12 protein-coding genes and 2 rRNA genes (1 of these 14 only partly in view) are annotated in these 19,991 nt (G+C 59.4%); 12 read left to right on the forward strand and 2 right to left on the reverse strand.

The genetic code is table 11. The features are described 5' to 3' along the window. The 8 genes from LOY43_RS03485 to LOY43_RS03520 all read left to right on the forward strand — a co-directional run. Nucleotides 1–1,460, forward strand: a 23S ribosomal RNA gene (locus tag LOY43_RS03485); it begins 1,434 nt to the left of the window's first position. A 151-nt stretch (nt 1,461–1,611) separates the two neighbouring features. Then, nucleotides 1,612–1,727 (forward strand): 5S ribosomal RNA (rrf, locus tag LOY43_RS03490). Between the two features lie 154 nt (nt 1,728–1,881). Next, on the forward strand, nt 1,882–5,334 hold the full coding sequence (gene recC, locus LOY43_RS03495; RefSeq protein WP_258709202.1) for an exodeoxyribonuclease V subunit gamma: 3,453 nt from the start codon (nt 1,882–1,884) through the stop codon (nt 5,332–5,334). After that, complete coding sequence (gene recB, locus LOY43_RS03500) at nt 5,331–9,020, forward strand: exodeoxyribonuclease V subunit beta (RefSeq protein ID WP_258709203.1); 3,690 nt, start codon at nt 5,331–5,333, stop codon at nt 9,018–9,020. The genes recC and recB overlap by 4 nt, the downstream gene beginning before the upstream one ends. Next, on the forward strand, nt 9,017–11,125 hold the full coding sequence (recD, locus tag LOY43_RS03505; protein ID WP_095126606.1) for an exodeoxyribonuclease V subunit alpha: 2,109 nt from the start codon (nt 9,017–9,019) through the stop codon (nt 11,123–11,125). The genes recB and recD overlap by 4 nt, the downstream gene beginning before the upstream one ends. Nucleotides 11,126–11,244: 119 nt before the next feature. Beyond that, nucleotides 11,245–11,820, forward strand: coding sequence for a YfiR family protein (locus LOY43_RS03510; RefSeq protein ID WP_095051048.1), 576 nt, complete (start codon nt 11,245–11,247; stop codon nt 11,818–11,820). Beyond that, entirely contained in the window at nt 11,817–13,085 is a 1,269-nt protein-coding gene (locus tag LOY43_RS03515; RefSeq protein ID WP_095051047.1) for a diguanylate cyclase domain-containing protein, read from the forward strand. The genes LOY43_RS03510 and LOY43_RS03515 overlap by 4 nt, the downstream gene beginning before the upstream one ends. 47 nt (nt 13,086–13,132) lie before the next feature. Continuing rightward, nucleotides 13,133–13,585 carry an OmpA family protein gene (locus LOY43_RS03520; RefSeq protein WP_095051054.1) on the forward strand — a complete coding sequence of 151 codons (453 nt, stop codon included), beginning with the start codon at nt 13,133–13,135 and terminating at the stop codon, nt 13,583–13,585. Here LOY43_RS03520 and LOY43_RS03525 read toward each other — a convergent pair. Beyond that, nucleotides 13,582–14,529, reverse strand: a complete 948-nt coding sequence (locus LOY43_RS03525; RefSeq protein WP_095126604.1) for a LysR family transcriptional regulator — start codon at nt 14,527–14,529, stop codon at nt 13,582–13,584. The two genes, LOY43_RS03520 and LOY43_RS03525, sit on opposite strands and share 4 nt — an antisense overlap. A 149-nt stretch (nt 14,530–14,678) precedes the next feature. On the opposite strand from LOY43_RS03525, the gene LOY43_RS03530 reads away from it, so the two are divergent. Further along, entirely contained in the window at nt 14,679–16,205 is a 1,527-nt protein-coding gene (locus LOY43_RS03530) for a CoA-acylating methylmalonate-semialdehyde dehydrogenase (RefSeq protein ID WP_095051045.1), read from the forward strand. Between the two features lie 10 nt (nt 16,206–16,215). Further along, nucleotides 16,216–17,118 (forward strand): 3-hydroxyisobutyrate dehydrogenase, encoded by a 903-nt coding sequence (gene mmsB / locus LOY43_RS03535; RefSeq protein ID WP_093442369.1) that lies wholly within the window; start codon nt 16,216–16,218, stop codon nt 17,116–17,118. Between the two features lie 163 nt (nt 17,119–17,281). On the opposite strand, the gene LOY43_RS03540 is transcribed toward mmsB, so the two are convergent. Beyond that, on the reverse strand, nt 17,282–17,626 hold the full coding sequence (locus LOY43_RS03540) for a cupin domain-containing protein (protein ID WP_003177747.1): 345 nt from the start codon (nt 17,624–17,626) through the stop codon (nt 17,282–17,284). 511 nt (nt 17,627–18,137) lie between these two features. Here LOY43_RS03540 and LOY43_RS03545 point away from each other — a divergent pair. Both LOY43_RS03545 and LOY43_RS03550 read left to right on the forward strand, forming a co-directional pair. Then, a complete protein-coding gene (locus tag LOY43_RS03545) occupies nt 18,138–18,707 on the forward strand; it encodes an acyl carrier protein (protein ID WP_077570911.1) in 570 nt (189 codons plus the stop codon). A gap of 8 nt (nt 18,708–18,715) precedes the next feature. Then, nucleotides 18,716–19,990: a beta-ketoacyl-[acyl-carrier-protein] synthase family protein gene (locus LOY43_RS03550; RefSeq protein ID WP_258709204.1), complete on the forward strand. Its 1,275-nt coding sequence runs from the start codon at nt 18,716–18,718 to the stop codon at nt 19,988–19,990. The last annotated feature ends 1 nt before the right edge of the window (nt 19,991 follow it).

Raw genomic sequence — 19,991 nt, forward strand, 5'->3', positions numbered from 1 at the left:
GCTTGGCGTTGGTTGTCCAAGTTTAAGGTGGTAGGCTGGAATCTTAGGTAAATCCGGGATTCTAAGGCCGAGAGCTGATGACGAGTGTTCTTTTAGAACACGAAGTGGTTGATGCCATGCTTCCAAGAAAAGCTTCTAAGCTTCAGGTAACCAGGAACCGTACCCCAAACCGACACAGGTGGTTGGGTAGAGAATACCAAGGCGCTTGAGAGAACTCGGGTGAAGGAACTAGGCAAAATGGCACCGTAACTTCGGGAGAAGGTGCGCCGGTGAGGGTGAAGGACTTGCTCCGTAAGCTCATGCCGGTCGAAGATACCAGGCCGCTGCGACTGTTTATTAAAAACACAGCACTCTGCAAACACGAAAGTGGACGTATAGGGTGTGACGCCTGCCCGGTGCCGGAAGGTTAATTGATGGGGTTAGCTAACGCGAAGCTCTTGATCGAAGCCCCGGTAAACGGCGGCCGTAACTATAACGGTCCTAAGGTAGCGAAATTCCTTGTCGGGTAAGTTCCGACCTGCACGAATGGCGTAACGATGGCGGCGCTGTCTCCACCCGAGACTCAGTGAAATTGAAATCGCTGTGAAGATGCAGTGTATCCGCGGCTAGACGGAAAGACCCCGTGAACCTTTACTATAGCTTTGCACTGGACTTTGAATTTGCTTGTGTAGGATAGGTGGGAGGCTTTGAAGCGTGGACGCCAGTTCGCGTGGAGCCATCCTTGAAATACCACCCTGGCAACTTTGAGGTTCTAACTCAGGTCCGTTATCCGGATCGAGGACAGTGTATGGTGGGTAGTTTGACTGGGGCGGTCTCCTCCTAAAGAGTAACGGAGGAGTACGAAGGTGCGCTCAGACCGGTCGGAAATCGGTCGTAGAGTATAAAGGCAAAAGCGCGCTTGACTGCGAGACAGACACGTCGAGCAGGTACGAAAGTAGGTCTTAGTGATCCGGTGGTTCTGTATGGAAGGGCCATCGCTCAACGGATAAAAGGTACTCCGGGGATAACAGGCTGATACCGCCCAAGAGTTCATATCGACGGCGGTGTTTGGCACCTCGATGTCGGCTCATCACATCCTGGGGCTGAAGCCGGTCCCAAGGGTATGGCTGTTCGCCATTTAAAGTGGTACGCGAGCTGGGTTTAGAACGTCGTGAGACAGTTCGGTCCCTATCTGCCGTGGACGTTTGAGATTTGAGAGGGGCTGCTCCTAGTACGAGAGGACCGGAGTGGACGAACCTCTGGTGTTCCGGTTGTCACGCCAGTGGCATTGCCGGGTAGCTATGTTCGGGAAAGATAACCGCTGAAAGCATCTAAGCGGGAAACTTGCCTCAAGATGAGATCTCACTGGAACCTTGAGTTCCCTGAAGGGCCGTCGAAGACTACGACGTTGATAGGTTGGGTGTGTAAGCGCTGTGAGGCGTTGAGCTAACCAATACTAATTGCCCGTGAGGCTTGACCATATAACACCCAAGCAATTTGCGTCGAAGAGACCAGATTGCGGTGTGTGAAGACGAAACGAACCGAAAGTTCGATGTTCACAAACACCGAAAGCTATCACATACCCAATTTGCTGAAGCGAGGCCACAAGGCCACGAGTCAGTACCCGAATTTCTTGACGACCATAGAGCGTTGGAACCACCTGATCCCATCCCGAACTCAGCAGTGAAACGATGCATCGCCGATGGTAGTGTGGGGTTTCCCCATGTGAGAGTAGGTCATCGTCAAGATTAAATTCCGAAACCCCAATTGCGAAAGCAGTTGGGGTTTTGTTTTGCCCGCGGGAAAGTTCGTACAGCATTCAAGGATGTCGTCCGGCTGTCATACCCTGTCGACAATGCTAAGGTTCTGCCCTGGCTTTTGTACTTCTCCAAGGAAACCCTTATGCCGGACGCACAGTCCCTCAACGCTGCATTCATGGTGGTCCAGAGCAATAGTCTGGACGAACTGCGCAGCCTTGTGATCAGCATAATGCGGCGCTATCCACTGGCCCCGCTGGAAAACGAAATCGCTCTGGTGCAGAGCAACGGTATTGCGCAGTGGCTCAAACTGGCCTTGGCTGAAGATCCAGAGGACGACGACCTCGGAGGTTGCGGTATTGCTGCCGCGATAGATGTGCAACTGCCGGGCAGTTTCATGTGGCAGCTTTACCGCATGGTATTGGGTCGAGATGAAATTCCTCCCAAATCCCTGCTCGATAAGGCCCCGCTGACCTGGCGCCTTATGCGTCTGCTGCCACAGGTCATTGATCGCCCGCATTTCGAGCCGTTGCAACGCTTCCTTACCCATGACACTGACCTGCGCAAGCGCTATCAATTGTCCGAACGCTTGGCGGATCTGTTCGACCAATATCAGGTGTACCGGGCCGACTGGCTGGAAGACTGGGCCGAAGGCCGGCATCAATTGCGCACTGTCAGAGGTGAAGTAAAACCACTGCCCCCGACCAGTTGCTGGCAGGCAGAACTATGGCGTGCGCTGCTGGATGACGTGGGTGAGCAAGGTATGGCGCAGAGTCGTGCCGGCGTTCATCAACGGTTTATTGAGCGCATCAACAACCTCAACGAAGCACCTGCGGGATTGCCTTCGCGAGTGATCGTTTTCGGGATTTCTTCGCTGCCAGCCCAAGTACTTGAAGCGCTGGCCGGGCTCGCGCGTTTCAGTCAGGTTCTGCTGTGTGTACACAACCCGTGCCGGCACCATTGGGCCGACATTGTCGCCGACAAGGATCTGCTGCGCCATCAATACAAACGGCAATCGCGCAAGACCGGAATGCCAGCAGTGCTGGATCCTGAAACACTGCATCAACACGCCCATCCACTATTGGCTGCGTGGGGCAAACAGGGCCGGGACTACATCAACCTGCTCGACAGTTATGACGATCCCAATAGCTATCGGGCGGCTTTTCGCGACGGCCGCATAGACCTGTTCAGCGAAACTCAGCCGCACAATCTGCTCAATCAACTCCAGGACGATATCCTGGAGTTGCGCCCACTCAACGAAACCCGTGAGCACTGGCCTGCTGTCGATCTGGCACAGGACGAGTCGATCCGCTTTCATATTGCCCACAGCGCACAACGTGAAGTCGAAATACTGCATGACCAGCTCCTGGCACGCTTCAGTGCCAACCCGGATCTGCGTCCGCGCGATGTGATCGTCATGGTGCCTGACGTCGATAGCTATGCCCCGCATATCCGCGCAGTATTTGGTCAGCTTGACCGGCATGATTCGCGGTTTATTCCCTTCACGTTGGCGGATCAGGGGCAACGTGGCCGTGATCCACTGCTGATCGCGGTCGAACACCTGCTCAAGCTTCCCGACAGTCGTTTCCCGGTCAGTGAAATTCTCGACCTGCTCGACGTTCCTGCACTCCGCGCTCGCTTTGGTGTAGAAGAGCGCGACCTGCCGACACTGCATCGCTGGATCGAAGGCGCGGGCGTGCGTTGGGGCATGAATGCCGAGCAGCGAGCGGGTCTGGGTTTACCCGACGAGCTTGAGCAAAACAGCTGGCATTTCGGTCTGCGTCGCATGCTTCTGGGCTACGCCGTCGGCAGTGCCAATGCATGCGAAGGGATTGAACCCTACGATGAGATCGGCGGACTCGACGCCGCACTGATCGGGCCGTTGGTGGCTCTGCTCGATGCGCTGGAACTGGCCCACCAGCAGCTCACCCAACCCGCTCAACCCAAGGAGTGGGGATACCGTTTGCAAGCGCTGATGCAACTGTTCTTCAAGGCCAGTAACGAGCATGACGACTACTTGTTGACCCAACTCGAAGAGCTGCGCGAAACCTGGCTGGAAACCTGTGAGGCTGTAGGTCTGGCGGATGAGCTACCACTGACCGTGGTTCGTGAAGCCTGGCTCGCCGGCCTGGACCAAGGGCGTTTGTCTCAGCGGTTTCTGGCCGGTGCCGTGAATTTTTGTACGCTGATGCCCATGCGCGCCATTCCATTCAAACTGGTCTGCCTGCTGGGGATGAACGACGGCGACTATCCCCGCGCGCAGCCGCCGCTGGACTTCGACCTCATGGGCAGCGACTACCGTCCGGGAGATCGCTCACGACGTGAAGATGACCGTTATCTTTTGCTTGAGGCGCTTTTGTCGGCGCGCAATCAGCTGTACATCAGCTGGGTGGGGCGCAGCATCCGCGACAACAGTGAACGACCGGCCTCCGTGTTGATTGGCCAACTGCGCGATCACCTCGCCAGCGGTTGGCGATTGCTCGACGAAAATCGCGATCTGTTGAGCGACATGACGCAAGAGCACCCGCTGCAACCGTTCAGTGCGCGCTATTTTCATGAGGGCGACCAACTCTTCAGCTATGCCAGCGAATGGCAGGTTCTGCATCAACAGCATGAGCCTCAAAACGAAGCGCAGTTACTCACTCCTTATGTGCAAGAAGACCCGTTGAGCCTAGCGTTGTTGCAGGACTTTTTGCGCAACCCGGTCCGGCATTTTTTCACGCAACGCCTCAAGGTGTATTTCGAAGCGGCCGAAGCCCCCCTGGCCGATGAAGAACCCTTCGTGCTGGACGCATTGCAGCGTTACACGCTCAGCGACAGCCTGCTCGAAGCTGCTCTCAGGCAACCGGACAATGTCGAACAGGCGCTGACTGCCCAGGCACGACGTCTGCAAAACAGCGGTCTGTTGCCAATGGCCGGGTTTGGCGAGTGCCTGCAGCGAGAGCTGATCGAACCTCTGCCGGATCTACTGCAGCGTTATCAGCAACTGCTGACATTGTGGCCGACCCCGTTGAGCAGTGCCACGCCGGTCAACCTTGAATTGCAGGGCTTGCGACTCGAAGGCTGGCTCGCCGGTTTGCATCAGCGCGCCGATAGTGGCCTGTTGTCGGTCACGACCATTCCCAACAGCATTGGCTCGATCAAAAGCCGAAAATGGCATCGCCTGACCAAACCCTGGGTCAATCATCTGGTGGCCTGCGCCAGTGGACTTTCCCTGAGCACCGCATTGGTGGCCAGCGATGACACGCTGCTGCTTGAACCGATGGAGCCGGATCGAGCGGTACGTTTCCTCGGTGATTTGCTCCTCGCCTGGCAGGCCGGGATGCGTCAGCCACTGCCGATCGCGGTAAAAACTGCCTTCGCGTGGCTCGCTCAGAGCGACCCGCTGAAGGCCGAAGCGGCCGCGCGTAAAGCCTATGAAGGTGACGGGCAGACCAGCGAAGGCGAGCGCCGCGAGAGCCCGGCGTTGTCACGGCAATTTGCCGATTTTGAGGCATTGCTTGCCGATGAGACGTTCTCCGGTTGGTGTGACGCCTTGTATCGCCCGTTGTTTGAAGCGCCCTGGCGTTCGCTGTCCACCGAAGGGGCTCGCGCATGAGTACCAAGACACCCCTCGCACTGGCATTCCCGCTACAGGGCAGCCAGTTGATCGAAGCCAGTGCCGGTACCGGTAAAACCTTTACCATTTCGGCTTTGTATCTGCGGCTTATCCTCGGGCATGGTGACGAGGCGTGTGGATTCGGCCGAGAATTGTTGCCACCACAGATTCTGGTGGTGACCTTCACCGATGCCGCGACCAAGGAACTGCGGGAGCGCATACGCACGCGTCTGGCTGAGGCCGCTCGATTCTTTCGTGACGAAACGCCTGCGCCCGACGCGCTGATCGCCGAATTGCGTGATCAATTCGACTCCCCACAATGGCCCGGTTGCGCCAACCGCCTCGATGTCGCCGCGCAATGGATGGACGAGGCAGCTGTCTCGACGATCCACAGTTGGTGTCAGCGCATGCTGCGTGAGCATGCGTTCGACAGCGGCAGCTTGTTCACCCAATCCCTGGAAACCGATCACAGCGAGTTGCTCGGCGAAGTGCTGCGCGATTACTGGCGGCTGTTCTGTTACCCGATGCAGGGCGATGCCTTGAATTGGGTTCGCAGCAATTGGGGTGGGCCGGCGGCGTTGTTGCCTCGCGTGCGCGGCCTGTTCGCCAGCGAGCGTGACAGCGACGAGGGCAAGGCGCCTGCGGAGCTGATCGATGAATGTCTGCAAGAACGCCGTGCCGCGCTGATCGAGCTGAAAATGCCATGGCGTCAGTGGGCAGACGAATTGCTCGCCATCTGTCATCAAAGTGTTGCGAGCAAAACTGTCGACGGTCGCAAGATGCAGGCGCGTTACTTCGAACCGTGGTTCGAAAAGCTCAAGGCATGGGCCGAAGATGAGTCCCTGGAGCAACTGGATATCGGCACCGGTTTCACCCGACTGACTCCCGACGGGATGGCCGAAGCGTGGAAAGGCCAAGCTCCCAGTCACCCCGGCCTGGACGCGATGCCAAAGCTCAAGTCGAGCCTCGATGCATTGCCAACCCCTGATGCCGCAGTGTTGCAACATGCCGCCAAATGGGTAGGCGCGCGCTTTGAAGAAGAGAAGCGGCGTCGCGCCGAGATGGGCTTCGACGACATGTTGTTGCGCCTGGATGCCGCTCTGCAATCCGACGGAGGCGAACGTCTTGCGACGTTGATTCGCGAGCAGTTCCCGGTCGCGCTGATCGATGAGTTTCAGGACACCGACCCGGTGCAGTATCGAATCTTCGAAAGCATCTATCGCATCGAAGACAATAGTCCTGAAACCGGCCTGTTCCTGATTGGTGATCCGAAGCAGGCGATCTACGCTTTCCGCGGTGCAGACATCTATACCTACCTGCGTGCGCGTCAGGCCACCACTGGCCGGCTGCATACGCTGGGCACCAACTTCCGTTCCAGCCACGGCATGGTCAACGCGGTCAATCATGTTTTCGCACGCGCCGAGTCCCGAGAGCAGGGCCGCGGGGCGTTTTTGTTCCGCGAGAAAAACGGCGACAACCCGGTGCCGTTCCTCCCCGTCGAATCTCAAGGTCGCAAGGAACAGCTGCAAGTTGCCGGGCAAGCTGTCGCGGCGTTGAATGTCTGGCACTTGTCCACCGACCAGCCACTGTCGGGTGCGGTCTATCGTCAGCAGTTGGCGGCAGCGTGCGCCAGCGAAATCACCTCGCTGCTCAATGGTGGGCAAAACGCTAGCGCAGGGTTCATTCAGGACGGCAAAGACTTCAGAGGCCTGAGGCCGTCCGACATCGCGATTCTCGTGCGCGACGGCAAAGAAGCCCAGGCCGTGCGCGGAGAACTCGCCGCCCGTGGCGTTCGCAGCGTTTACCTGTCGGACAAGGATTCGGTATTCGCGGCACAAGAAGCCCACGACCTGTTGTCCTGGCTCAAGGCCTGTGCCGAGCCGGATGTCGAACGCTCCCTGAAAGCCGCATTGGCCTGCATCACCCTGAACCTGCCATTGGCCGAACTGGAACGTCTGAACCAGGACGAACTGGTCTGGGAAACCCGGGTCATGCAGTTCCGTGGCTATCGCGAGCTATGGCGCAAGCAAGGCGTGCTGCCGATGTTGCGCCGCCTGCTGCACGACTTCCATCTGCCGCAAACCTTGATGACGCGCACCGATGGCGAGCGTGTCCTGACCAACCTTTTGCACCTGTCGGAATTGATGCAGCAAGCAGCAGCGGAGCTGGACGGTGAACAAGCGCTGATTCGCCATCTGGCTGAACTGCTGGCAGTGTCTGGCCAGGCCGGCGAAGAGCAGATTCTGCGTCTGGAAAGTGATGAGCAATTGGTCAAGGTCGTGACCATCCACAAGTCCAAAGGCCTGGAATATCCATTGGTGTTCTTGCCGTTCATTTGTTCGGCAAAACCCGTGGATGGCAGTCGCCTGCCACTGCATTACCACGATGCAGAGGGCAAGGCTCAGATGAGTTTGAAACCAACTGCCGAGTTGGTAGCGCAAGCGGACGATGAGCGTCTGGCCGAAGACTTGCGCTTGCTCTACGTTGCGTTGACTCGCGCACAACATGCCTGCTGGTTGGGCGTGACGGATCTCAAACGGGGCAATAACAACAGCTCGGTGCTGCACCTCTCGGCGCTGGGTTATCTGCTTGGTGGCGGCGCATCGCTTGGCGAGTCCAGCGAACTGAAACGCTGGCTGCAAGACCTGCAACTAGACTGCCCGGCTATCCATATCAATGAAATGCCCCAACCTACCGACGAGCATTACCAGCCGCCACGCAATGACGCCGTGCTGAGTGCCACACTGTTGCCCAAGCGCAAGGCCAGCGAGAACTGGTGGATCGCCTCCTACAGCGCTCTGCGCATCAGCGACGTGTTGAGTGGCGGCAGCGATGAAGCACCGGACAGCCCACAAGCGCAAAAGCTGTTTGATGACGAACGCCTCGACCCCGATGCGCCGCGGGAAATCATTGCCGGCGGCGCCGATATCCACCGCTTTCCGCGCGGTCCCAATCCGGGAACATTTCTCCACGGTTTGCTGGAATGGGCGGGAGATGACGGCTTTGCCGTTTCCCGCGAGGCGCTGGAGGATGCGATTGCCCGACGCTGCAACCTTCGCGGTTGGGAGGGTTGGATCACCACCTTGAGTGACTGGTTGCAGCATTTGCTCAAATCGCCACTACCGATTGCCGGCGGGCAGCCACCGGTTGTACTCGAACAGCTGAAGCAATATCGGGTCGAAATGGAATTCTGGTTCGCCAGCCATAAAGTCGATGTACTCAAACTCGACGAACTGGTGCGTCAGCATACGCATCGGGGCGTGGCCCGCGTGGCAGCCGAACCGGTGCAACTCAATGGCATGTTCAAAGGCTTCATCGACCTGACCTTTGAACACGATGGCCGTTATTACGTGGCGGACTACAAATCCAACTGGCTCGGTGTGGATGATCAGGCCTACACGGAGCAGGCCATGGAACAGTCGATCCTCGACAACCGCTATGACCTGCAATACGTGTTGTACCTGCTGGCGTTGCATCGCCAGCTCAAGGCGCGGCTGCCTGATTACGATTACGACCGACATGTCGGCGGCGCGTTGTATCTGTTCCTGCGTGGCACGCGTGCTGACAGTCGTGGTGTGTATTTCGCCCGTCCCCCTCGTGAACTGATCGAGCGTCTCGACCGTATGTTTCAAGGAAAACCCGAACCCAAGTCCGAACCCGCCTGGGAACAGGGAGTCCTGCTATGAGCCGCACCTTTGCCGATCTGCTACCCATACCGCTCGCAGCCGACAGCCTGTCGAGGCTTTCGCCGCTGACCAGCGCCGATGACCTGTTGATATTGCTGACTCGTTGGGTCGAGCGTGGCTGGCTGCGTGCGCTGGACAAAGCGTTCGTCGCGTTCCTGCACGAACTTGAGCGCGACACGGATCCGCTGGTGCTGTTGGCTGCCGCCCTGACCAGCCATCAACTGGGCCACGGTCATGTCTGTCTTGATCTGTACGAAACCCTGAAAGCTCCTGACTTCGCGCTGTCACTGCCCCCCGAAGGCGACGTGCAAGGCGGTGTGCTGTTGCTGCCGTCGCAATTGCTTGAGGCGCTCGACGGTGCTCATTGGTGCAGGGTGCTGGCGGGCAGCTCCTTGGTCGCGCTGGCGGCGGATTCCAGCGATTTCGCACAGCAACGCCCGCTGGTATTGTCGGGCAAACGTCTGTATCTGCGACGCTACTGGACCTACGAGCGGCGCATTGATACGGCGTTGCGCCAGCGCCTGGAGCAAGTCGAACCAACACCGGACGATCTGCCGCAGCGCTTGAACGAACTGTTCGGATCAGCCAGAACCGGCGAGGTAATCGACTGGCAGAAACTCGCCTGCGCCCTTGCCACTCGCGGTGCCTTCAGCATCGTCACCGGCGGTCCGGGTACCGGCAAAACCACCACGGTGGTGCGTTTGCTGGCCCTGCTTCAAGCGCCCGCAGTCGCTACCGGTCATCCGCTGCGGATTCGTCTGGCGGCACCGACAGGCAAGGCCGCGGCGCGGTTGACCGAGTCCATCAGCCAGCAGGTGCAGTCGCTGAAAGTTACCGAAGAGGTGCGGGCGAAGATTCCTTGTGACGTCACCACCGTGCATCGCTTGCTGGGCAGCCGTCCCGGCACCCGCCATTTCCGCCACCACGCCGGCAATCGCTTGCCACTGGATGTGCTGGTGGTCGACGAAGCCTCGATGATCGACCTGGAAATGATGGCCAATCTGCTCGATGCCTTGCCACCCCATGCACGCCTGGTTCTGTTGGGCGACAAGGACCAACTGGCCTCTGTGGAGGCCGGCGCTGTACTGGGGGATTTGTGCCGTGACGCCGAGGGTGGCTGGTACAGCCCGCAGACCCGACAGTGGCTGGAGTCGGTCAGCGGTGAGTCGTTGCAGGGCAGCGGCTTGCATGAAGACGTCGATGGCGCCCACCCGCTGGCCCAGCAGGTGGTCATGCTGCGCCACTCCCGGCGCTTCGGCGAGGGCAGCGGGATCGGTCAGCTCGCGCGTCGGGTCAATCAACAGTTGCCGGATGAAGCGCGTCAGTTGCTCACCGCCGGACACCATGACGATGTGTATTCGTTGCCACTCAAGGGTGAACACGATCACAAGCTGGAGCGCCTGCTGCTGGAAGGGCACGGCGACGGCCCGCAGGGTTACCGCCATTATCTGAGTGTGCTGCGTGATCAGCGCCCACCCTCGGCTCGGCCCCTCGAACATCCGGACTGGGTCGTTTGGGCCCGCGAGGTCTTGCAAGCTTTCGACACTTTCCAGTTGCTGTGCGCCGTGCGCAAAGGGCCATGGGGTGTCGAAGGTCTGAATCAACGAATCACCGCCGCATTGCTCAAAGCACGTCTGATTGAAAACGATCAGCAATGGTACGAAGGCCGTCCGGTTCTGATGACTCGCAACGATTACGGTCTGGGCTTGATGAACGGCGACATCGGGATCGCCCTCAAGCTGCCCGAGCGCGAAGGGCCGGACGCGGGAAAACCGGTATTGCGCGTGGCGTTCCCGCGCAACGACGGGCAGGGTGGCGTGCGTTTTGTATTGCCAAGCCGCCTCAACGACGTCGAAACCGTCTACGCCATGACGGTGCACAAGTCTCAGGGCTCGGAGTTTGCCCACACCGCGCTGATCCTTCCCGATGCCTTGAACCCGGTGCTTACCAAAGAATTGATCTACACCGGCATCACCCGCGCAAAGCACTGGTTCACCCTGATCGAATCCCGCCCGGGGGTGTTCGAGGAGGCAGTGCAGCGCAAGGTCAAACGCCTGAGCGGGCTGATGCTGGAACTGGAAGAGGGTGCCGTGCCTCGGGGGTGAAAATCCAGACGATTGACGGCGATTACTGACCGACCGGTCAGAGGTCGCTGTCTCGCTGGCGTTCCAGTGCTGTGCTATCGTTGCGGCATCATTTCGCTACGATCCAAGAGAATCCCTGCATGAAGGTGTCTGTCTGGGCGACAGGGCGCGTAGTTGTCTGCAAGCACGCGTTGCTTGTCGGTCTGCTCTGGTTGTTGACGGGTGCGGCTGTCGCACAGTCGCAAGCGCCGACGGGCATGGCCGAACAACGGGCCAAATCTGTCACTCAGGTCGTTCTTGGCATTCTCAGCTACGCGCGCTGGCCGGTGGAGCCGGCGCAATTGCGCCTGTGCATCGTTGGCCCGACCGAATACACCGACGACTTGGTCAAAGGCACCACTCAAGCCACCGGCCGGCCGGTGACCGTACGTCGCCTGCTGGCCGACAACCCGGCCATCATCAGCGAATGCGATGCGGTGTACATCGGCAAACTCACGACGGATGAACGCGCTCGCTTGTTCTCTTCGCTGATCGGTCACCCGGTATTGAGCATCAGCGAAGGCGGCGATCAATGCACGGTCGGCAGTCTGTTCTGTCTACGCATTGGCGATGAACAGGTGTCTTTCGAGGTCAACCTCGACTCCGTTGCCCGCAGCGGCGTGCGTATTCACCCAAGCGTGCTGCAATTGTCGCGTCGCAAACCGGCGGCGCCATGAAACTGTTCCGAGCGGAAAAACGCCCGACGTTGGGGTCGGTCATCGGCCGAGGGCATTTGATTGTTGCGCTGGTGGGCGTGGCGATGGCCAGTGTTTCGCTGACGTTGCTCGGCGTACTGGCTTTACGGGTGTACGCCGATCACAACCTGCACTTGATCGCCCGTTCGATCAGCTACACCGTGGAAGCTGCGGTGGTGTTCAACGACAAGACGGCCGCCAACGAATCGCTGGCGCTGATTGCTTCCGCCGAAGAGGTCGCTGATGCCCAGGTGCTGGACAGCCAGGGACAACTGCTCGCGCATTGGCAGCGACCGGAAAACGGCTTGTTCTCTGAGCTGGAAATGCAGATCACCCGCGCCGTCCTGGAGAAACCCATCAGCCTGCCGATCGAGCATCAGGACCGTGAAATCGGTCGCGTATTGCTCACGGGTCATGGCGGTAGCCTGATGCGCTTTCTGCTCAGTGGTCTGGCGGGGATCATCCTCTGTACCGCGATTAGCGCCTGGGTCGCGCTCTACCTGGCGCGGCGCCAGTTACGCGGCATCACCGGCCCCCTGCGCAGCCTGGCCGCCGTCGCCCACGCCGCACGCAGTGAACGCGCGCTGGACCGCCGTGTGCCGCCGGCGAAGATCGCCGAACTCGACAACCTCGGCAATGACTTCAACGCCTTGCTCGACGAACTGGAATCGTGGCAAACCCATCTGCAAAACGAAAATGAAACCCTCGCTCACCAAGCCAGTCACGACAGCCTGACCGGTTTGCCAAACCGCGCCTTTTTCGAAGGGCGGTTGATCCGCGCGTTGCGCAATGCCGGCAAACACGATGAGCGCGTGGCCGTGTTGTTTCTCGACAGTGACCGTTTCAAAGGCATCAACGACAACTTCGGCCACGCCGCCGGTGATGCGGTGTTGGTGGCCGTGGCCAACCGCGTCCGTGCGCAATTGCGCGAAGAGGATCTGGTGGCGCGGCTGGGCGGTGACGAGTTCGCGGTTCTGCTCACGCCGCTGCACAAGGTCGAAGATGCCGAGCGAATTGCCGACAAGATCCTCGCCAGCATGGACATGCCCATCGCGTTGCCGGGCGACACCAGTGTGGTGACCTCGCTCAGTATCGGCATTGCGGTTTTTCCCGATCATGGTGCCACGCCGGGGGCCTTGCTCGATGCCGCCGATGCTGCGATGTATCAAGCCAAGCGCCTGTCGCGCGGCGCCCAATTCACGGCCGGGGCGGAGCACCCGGTCGATTCCGTGCAAACCAGGAGCTGACTCTCGTGTCCACACTGACCATTCGATCTTTTTACGCTGTGCTGTTGATGGCCGTACTGGCCCTGACCGGTTGCCAGACAGCGCCGCAAAAAGGCCTGACCCCGGCGCAAGTTGCGGTCCTCAAACAACAGGGCTTTGAATTGACTGACGAGGGCTGGGAGTTTGGCCTGTCCGGCAAAGTGCTGTTTGGCAGCGACGTCGAAAGCCTGAACACGCAAAGCACCGAGATCGTTGAACGCATCGGCAAGGCATTGCTGGGCGTCGGTATCGAGCGCGTGCGCGTCGACGGTCACACCGATGCATCGGGCAAGGAAACCTACAACCAGCAACTGTCCCTGCGCCGTGCGAAAAGTGTCGCCAACGTCCTGCGCACAGTCGGCATGAAGGACGAGAACATCCAGCTGCAGGGCCTGGGCAGCAAAGAGCCGGTGGCGTCCAACGATACGGCAGCGGGTCGCACGGAAAACCGCCGGGTCTCGATTGTGGTCAGCGCCGACTAATCGGCGAACTGCATGTCGCGGGTTTGCCCCATCAGCAGGCCCTGATTACGCTCGGTCACCTCGCGGATGTAATCCCACAACAGGGTGATCCGCTTGAGCTTGCGCAGGTCCTCCCGGCAGTACATCCAGAACTGCCGGGTGATGTCGATGTCCTCCGGCAACACCGGCAGCAGGCGCGGGTCCTGCGCGGCGAGGAAGCACGGCAGAATCGCCAGAGAACGCCCCTGCTGTGCGGCGACGAACTGCGCAATCACGCTGGTGCTGCGCAAATGCGCACTGGCGCCTGGCAGCACGTTCGCCAGGTACAGCAGCTCCGAGCTGAACGCCAGGTCATCCACATAACTGATGAATTGATGCTTGCTCAAATCGGCCGGGCGGCGGATCGGTGGGTGTTGGTCCAGATAGTCCTGGGTTGCGTAGAGCTGCAAACGGTAGTCGCATAATTTGCAGCAGACGTACGGTCCATGCTCCGGGCGTTCCAGGGCAATGACGATATCGGCCTCGCGCTTGGACAGGCTGATGAAGTGCGGCAGCGGCAGGATGTCCACCGAGATCGCCGGGTAGGCGTCGACGAAATGGCTCAGCTGCGGGGTGATGAAAAAACTGCCGAAGCCTTCGGTGCAACCCATGCGCACGTGCCCGGAGAGTGCCACACCAGAGCCGGATACCTGCTCGCAGGCCATGTGCAATGTGCTTTCAATCGACTCGGCATAACCGAGCAAGCGCTGACCTTCGCTGGTCAGGACGAAGCCACTGGTGCGCGACTTTTCAAACAACAGCGTGCCGAGTGCCGCTTCCAGCGAACTGATCCGCCGCGACACCGTGGTGTAGTCGACAGCCAGCCGTTTGGCCGCGGTGCTGGCCTTGCGGGTGCGGGCGACTTCGAGGAAAAACTTGAGGTCGTCCCAGTTCAGCGAACCGAGGGAGGTGATGTTTTTTTGCATGATGGACGGGCTTATATGTGCGTTCTTATTAGAAGTTTGCACATCTATACTCCAAAAACAGTCCGACAACCAATTCGTGACACACGCCTCATCTCAAGGCGAACCTTTCGCCTTGGCTCCTACGATAAAAACAAGTTTCGGAGACCAGCATGAACGCATCGCTTACGCCCAACGACACCACGCTGCAGAAGGTCAAACTGCTGATCGACGGCGAGTGGGTCGAGTCGCAGACCACCGAATGGCACGACATCGTCAACCCGGCCACCCAACAGGTGCTGGCCAAAGTGCCGTTTGCCACCGCCGCTGAAGTCGATGCCGCCGTCAGCGCCGCCCAGCGCGCTTTCCAGACTTGGAAACTGACTCCGATCGGTGCGCGCATGCGCATCATGCTCAAGCTGCAAGCGCTGATCCGCGAGCACTCCAAACGTATTGCCGTCGTCCTGAGTGCCGAGCAGGGCAAAACCATTGCCGACGCCGAGGGCGATATTTTCCGTGGCCTGGAAGTGGTCGAGCACGCGTGCTCTATCGGCACGCTGCAAATGGGCGAGTTCGCCGAAAACGTCGCCGGCGGCGTCGATACCTACACCCTGCGTCAGCCGATCGGCGTGTGCGCCGGCATCACGCCGTTCAACTTCCCGGCGATGATTCCGCTGTGGATGTTCCCGATGGCCATCGCCTGCGGCAACACCTTTGTCTTGAAGCCTTCGGAGCAGGATCCGCTGTCGACCATGCTGTTGGTCGAGCTGGCAATCGAGGCCGGTGTACCGGCGGGCGTGTTGAACGTGGTTCACGGCGGTAAAGATGTGGTCGATGGCCTGTGCACGCACAAGGACATTAAAGCCGTGTCCTTCGTCGGTTCGACGGCCGTCGGCACCCACGTTTATGACCTGGCTGGCAAGCACGGCAAACGCGTGCAATCGATGATGGGCGCGAAGAACCACGCCGTGGTGCTGGCCGATGCCAATCGCGAGCAAGCGCTGAATGCGCTGGTCGGCGCCGGTTTCGGTGCCGCCGGGCAACGTTGCATGGCCACCTCGGTGGTGGTGCTGGTCGGCGCGGCGAAACAATGGCTGCCAGATTTGAAAGCGCTGGCGCAGAAACTCACCGTCAACGCCGGTAATGAGCCGGGCACCGATGTCGGCCCGGTGATCTCGAAGAAAGCCAAGGCGCGAATTCTCGACCTGATCGAAAGCGGCATCAAGGAAGGCGCCAAGCTTGAACTGGACGGCCGCGACATCAAGGTGCCGGGCTACGAGCAAGGCAACTTTGTCGGCCCGACCCTGTTCTCGGGCGTGACCACCGACATGCAGATCTACACCCAGGAAATCTTCGGCCCGGTACTGGTGGTGCTGGAAGTCGACACCCTTGATCAGGCGATTGCGCTGGTCAACGCCAACCCGTTCGGCAATGGCACTGGCCTGTTCACCCAGAGCGGTGCGGCGGCGCGTAAATTCCAGACGGAAATCGACGTCGGCCAGGTCGGCATCAACATTCCGATTCCAGTGCCGGTGCCATTCTTCAGCTTTACCGGTTCGCGCGGTTCGAAACTCGGCGACCTTGGTCCGTACGGCAAGCAAGTGGTGCAGTTTTACACGCAGACCAAAACAGTCACGGCGCGCTGGTTCGATGACGACAGCGTCAACGACGGCGTGAATACCACCATCAACCTGCGCTGAGGAATCGATCATGAAAATCGCATTTATCGGTCTGGGCAACATGGGCGCGCCAATGGCGCGCAACCTGATCAAGGCCGGCCACTCGCTGAGTCTGGTCGACCTGAACAAAACCGTGCTGGCGGAACTGGAGCAACTGGGCGGCAGCATTCGTGCTTCGGCCCGTGAAGCTGCTGAAGATGCCGAACTGGTGATCACCATGCTGCCGGCGGCGGTGCATGTGCGCAGTGTCTGGCTCGGTGAGGACGGTGTGCTGGCTGGCATTCGCCAAGGTGTGCCAGCGGTGGATTGCAGCACCATCGATCCGCAGACCGCTCGCGATGTAGCGGCCGCTGCCGCGAAACAAGGCGTGGCCATGGCCGACGCGCCGGTGTCCGGTGGCACGGGCGGTGCCACTGCCGGCACGTTGACCTTCATGGTCGGTGCCACCCCGCAACTGTTCGCCACCCTGCAACCGGTGCTGGCGCAAATGGGCCGCAACATTGTGCATTGCGGCGAAGTCGGCACCGGGCAGATCGCCAAGATCTGCAACAACCTGCTACTGGCGATTTCGATGGTCGGTGTCAGCGAGGCGATGGCGCTGGGCGATGCATTGGGCATCGACACCTCGGTGCTGGCCGGGATCATCAACAGCTCGACCGGGCGTTGCTGGAGTTCGGAGATGTACAACCCGTGGCCGGGCATCGTCGAAACGGCGCCGGCCTCGCGTGGTTATACCGGTGGGTTCGGTGCGGAACTGATGCTCAAGGATCTGGGGCTGGCGACCGAAGCGGCGCGTCAGGCGCACCAACCGGTGGTGCTCGGCGCGGTGGCGCAGCAGTTGTATCAGGCGATGAGCCAGCGCGGTGACGGCGGGAAAGACTTCTCGGCGATCATCAACAGCTATCGCAAGCCTGCAATTGAAGGGCAGCGCTGAACAAACTGTGGGAGCGAGCCTGCTCGCGATGACGGCGGTTGCTTCAACAAGGAAGTGACTGACGGTCCGCTTTCGCGAGCAGGCTCGCTCCCACAGGGGAATTGCGTATATCAGAAATTGTTTGCCGGGAAATCACGTCGGGTGATCTCCCGGCTTTTTTGCATCAGGCAAACACGAAATATTTACGCACGGTCTCGACCACTTCCCACGTGCCTTTCATCCCCGGCTCAACCACGAAAATATCGCCAGCACGCAGGTGGATCGGCGCCATGCCGTCCGGAGTAATCACGCAGTAGCCTTCCTGGAAATGGCAGTACTCCCACTTCACATAATCGACGCGCCATTTGCCCGGGGTGCAGATCCACGTACCCATGATCTTGCTGCCGTCTTCGCTGGTGTAGGCGTTGAGGTTAACGGTGTGCGGGTCGCCTTCGAGTTTTTCCCATTTGCAGGCATCGAGTACCGGCAGCGGATGAGTGTCGCGTAGAACGGTAATAGGGGCGGTCATGTGTCGGCTCCAGACAAGGCGATCAAGCGGAAGCTGCACCCTATAGCGCCGTGCTTCTGCCCAGATGTCTGTGCTCGACATGCAGATATCCATAAACGCTGCCAGGTTTACGGATGGAGACGTAAACCTTCCAGCAAAATCAATTAACGGCAGTATTGATCTAAAACAAAGGCTATGAAGTTATAACTATTTTACTTGTCTGGTTTTTACTTTTAGTACGTCTGTTCCGTTGCGTCCTTAGTTGCTTTCGATAGTCAGCCTGCCCGATAGCGCGGGCGCCCCACCATACCCCGTCTTTGTTAAGTAAATAAGTCGTTCGCCGCACCAAGGAGGTGCGGTGTCTGTGGGGTTTTGCAGACTTTTTTCGAGTTGTAAAAAAACCTTGAATAGTTCGTTGACTCTCCCCTTAAGGGCAGAGTTTAGATTCCCGCCGCGTGAGAAGTTGCTGTGGGAAAAGTTACTTTTCATAAGTCGAATTCATGAAGTAGTCACGACATATAGGGAGATAGAAATGAACAATCCATTGGACTTGGAACATGTCGTTGCCAGCACTCGCGAAATCCTCGCACAGCTGTTGGTGATGGATGCGAATGACATCGAAGAAAACAGCAGCATCGTCGAAGACCTCGGTGCCGACTCGCTGGACATCGTCGACCTGAGCTTCCAACTGGGCCGCCAATATGGCTGCACACTGCCGAAAACCAGCGTGCTTGACCATGCGGTGGCGGTTTGCGGGGATGCCAGCGAGTTTCTCGCCAACGGCCGCATTACCGAAAGCGGCAAGCGCCTGCTTGAGCAAAGCCTCAGCGCCTACACCCCGGATCAACTGAAGGCGGGCATGCAACCGGCTCAGGTGTTCGCCGCGACCACCGTGCGTAACTGGGCCAACCAGTGCCGCAATCTTTTCAACTACCTGCCGGCCACCTGCCCGGATTGCAACGCTCACCAAGCGGTTCTGAACGAACGTCAACAAGTGGTCTGCGGTGCGTGCAGTGCACGTCTGGTGCCGGCGGATGGCGATGAAGTGTCGCGTCAATTGGTTGAGCAGTTTGTCACCACTCACGCCAAAGAAGCGGTGTAGGAGTTCTCATGCGGGCACGAGAAGTCTATGTGGGCGGGTTCGGTCTGGTGGCGCCGATGGCGCTGGACGCTGCCACGTTGTTCGAGCGGATTTGCCGGAAGCAATCCTGTGTCCGCGAACATCCTCGGTTCAAGGCGCTGGGATTCAACAACAGCGCCGCCGGTTTTATCGACGATACGCAGTGGCAGCGGATCGGGGCCGGTTTCGGTGGCAACGCGGCGCTGCACCCACGGCAAAGTGTGCTGGCCGAATACGTTGCCCGACAGGCGCTGGAGCATGCCGGTCTGACACCGGCAGACTTTGCCCACAGTCGCAGCGGTCTGTTTCTGGGCGCCAACAAGTACTGTGCCGACAGCCACGACCTGCAGCGGCTCAGCCGGTGCATGGATGAGGCCGGACGCGTCGACCTCGACCGTCTGCTGGACAGTCCGGCAGCGTCCAGCGCGACTTTCACCCGGCGGGTCGATCAACAGACGCAGCACCTGGCCGATCGGCTCGGCATCCGCGATCACATCTCGACCCATTCCGATGCCTGTGCCGCCGGCACCATGGCCATCGGCAGTGCTTACCGGGCGATCGAGCGCGGAGAGATCGATCTGGCTATCTGCGGCGCCGTCGAACTGATGGCCAACGAACTGCCTTATTACATGTTCAACAGCCTCGGCGCGCTCTGTCAGGCCGACTTGCCGGCGAGCGAACAAAGCCGCCCGTTTATGCCTGACCGTAGCGGTTTTGTCCTCAGCGAAGGCTCGGCGATGGTCATTCTCGAATCCGCTGAACACGCCCAACGGCGCAAGGCTGCGCCACTGGGCCGGGTGTTGGGTTACGCGAATGTCTGCGAGGCGCAGAAAATGACCTCCAGCAGTCGCGACGGCAGTAAATACGAGGAATGCATGGAAGCCGCAATCGAAGACGCCGGGCTGCTGCGCAGCGCCGTGCAACACGTCAACACCCACGGCACCTCCACGCAGGCCAATGACAGTTGTGAAGCGTTGGCGCTGCAGCGTCTGTTCGGCGGCTGCCAGGACTTCATGACCTTCACCGCCAACAAGTCCGCCATCGGGCACTCCCTGGCAGGCAGTGGTGCGATCGAAGCGGTGCTGTCGCTGATGAGCCTGCGTGACGGTGTGCTGCTGCCGACCCTGAATTACGACCCCGAGCGTGCCGAATACCCTTCGCTGAAGTTCTTGAGTGAGCCGGTGCGACAGCCGATCAGCGTGGTGATGTCCAACTCGTTCGGCTTTGGCGGCATCAACAGCTCGCTGGTTCTGGGGAGGGCATGAC

This window comes from Pseudomonas sp. B21-041 (assembly GCF_024748675.1).
Lineage (GTDB): Bacteria > Pseudomonadota > Gammaproteobacteria > Pseudomonadales > Pseudomonadaceae > Aquipseudomonas > Aquipseudomonas neuropathica.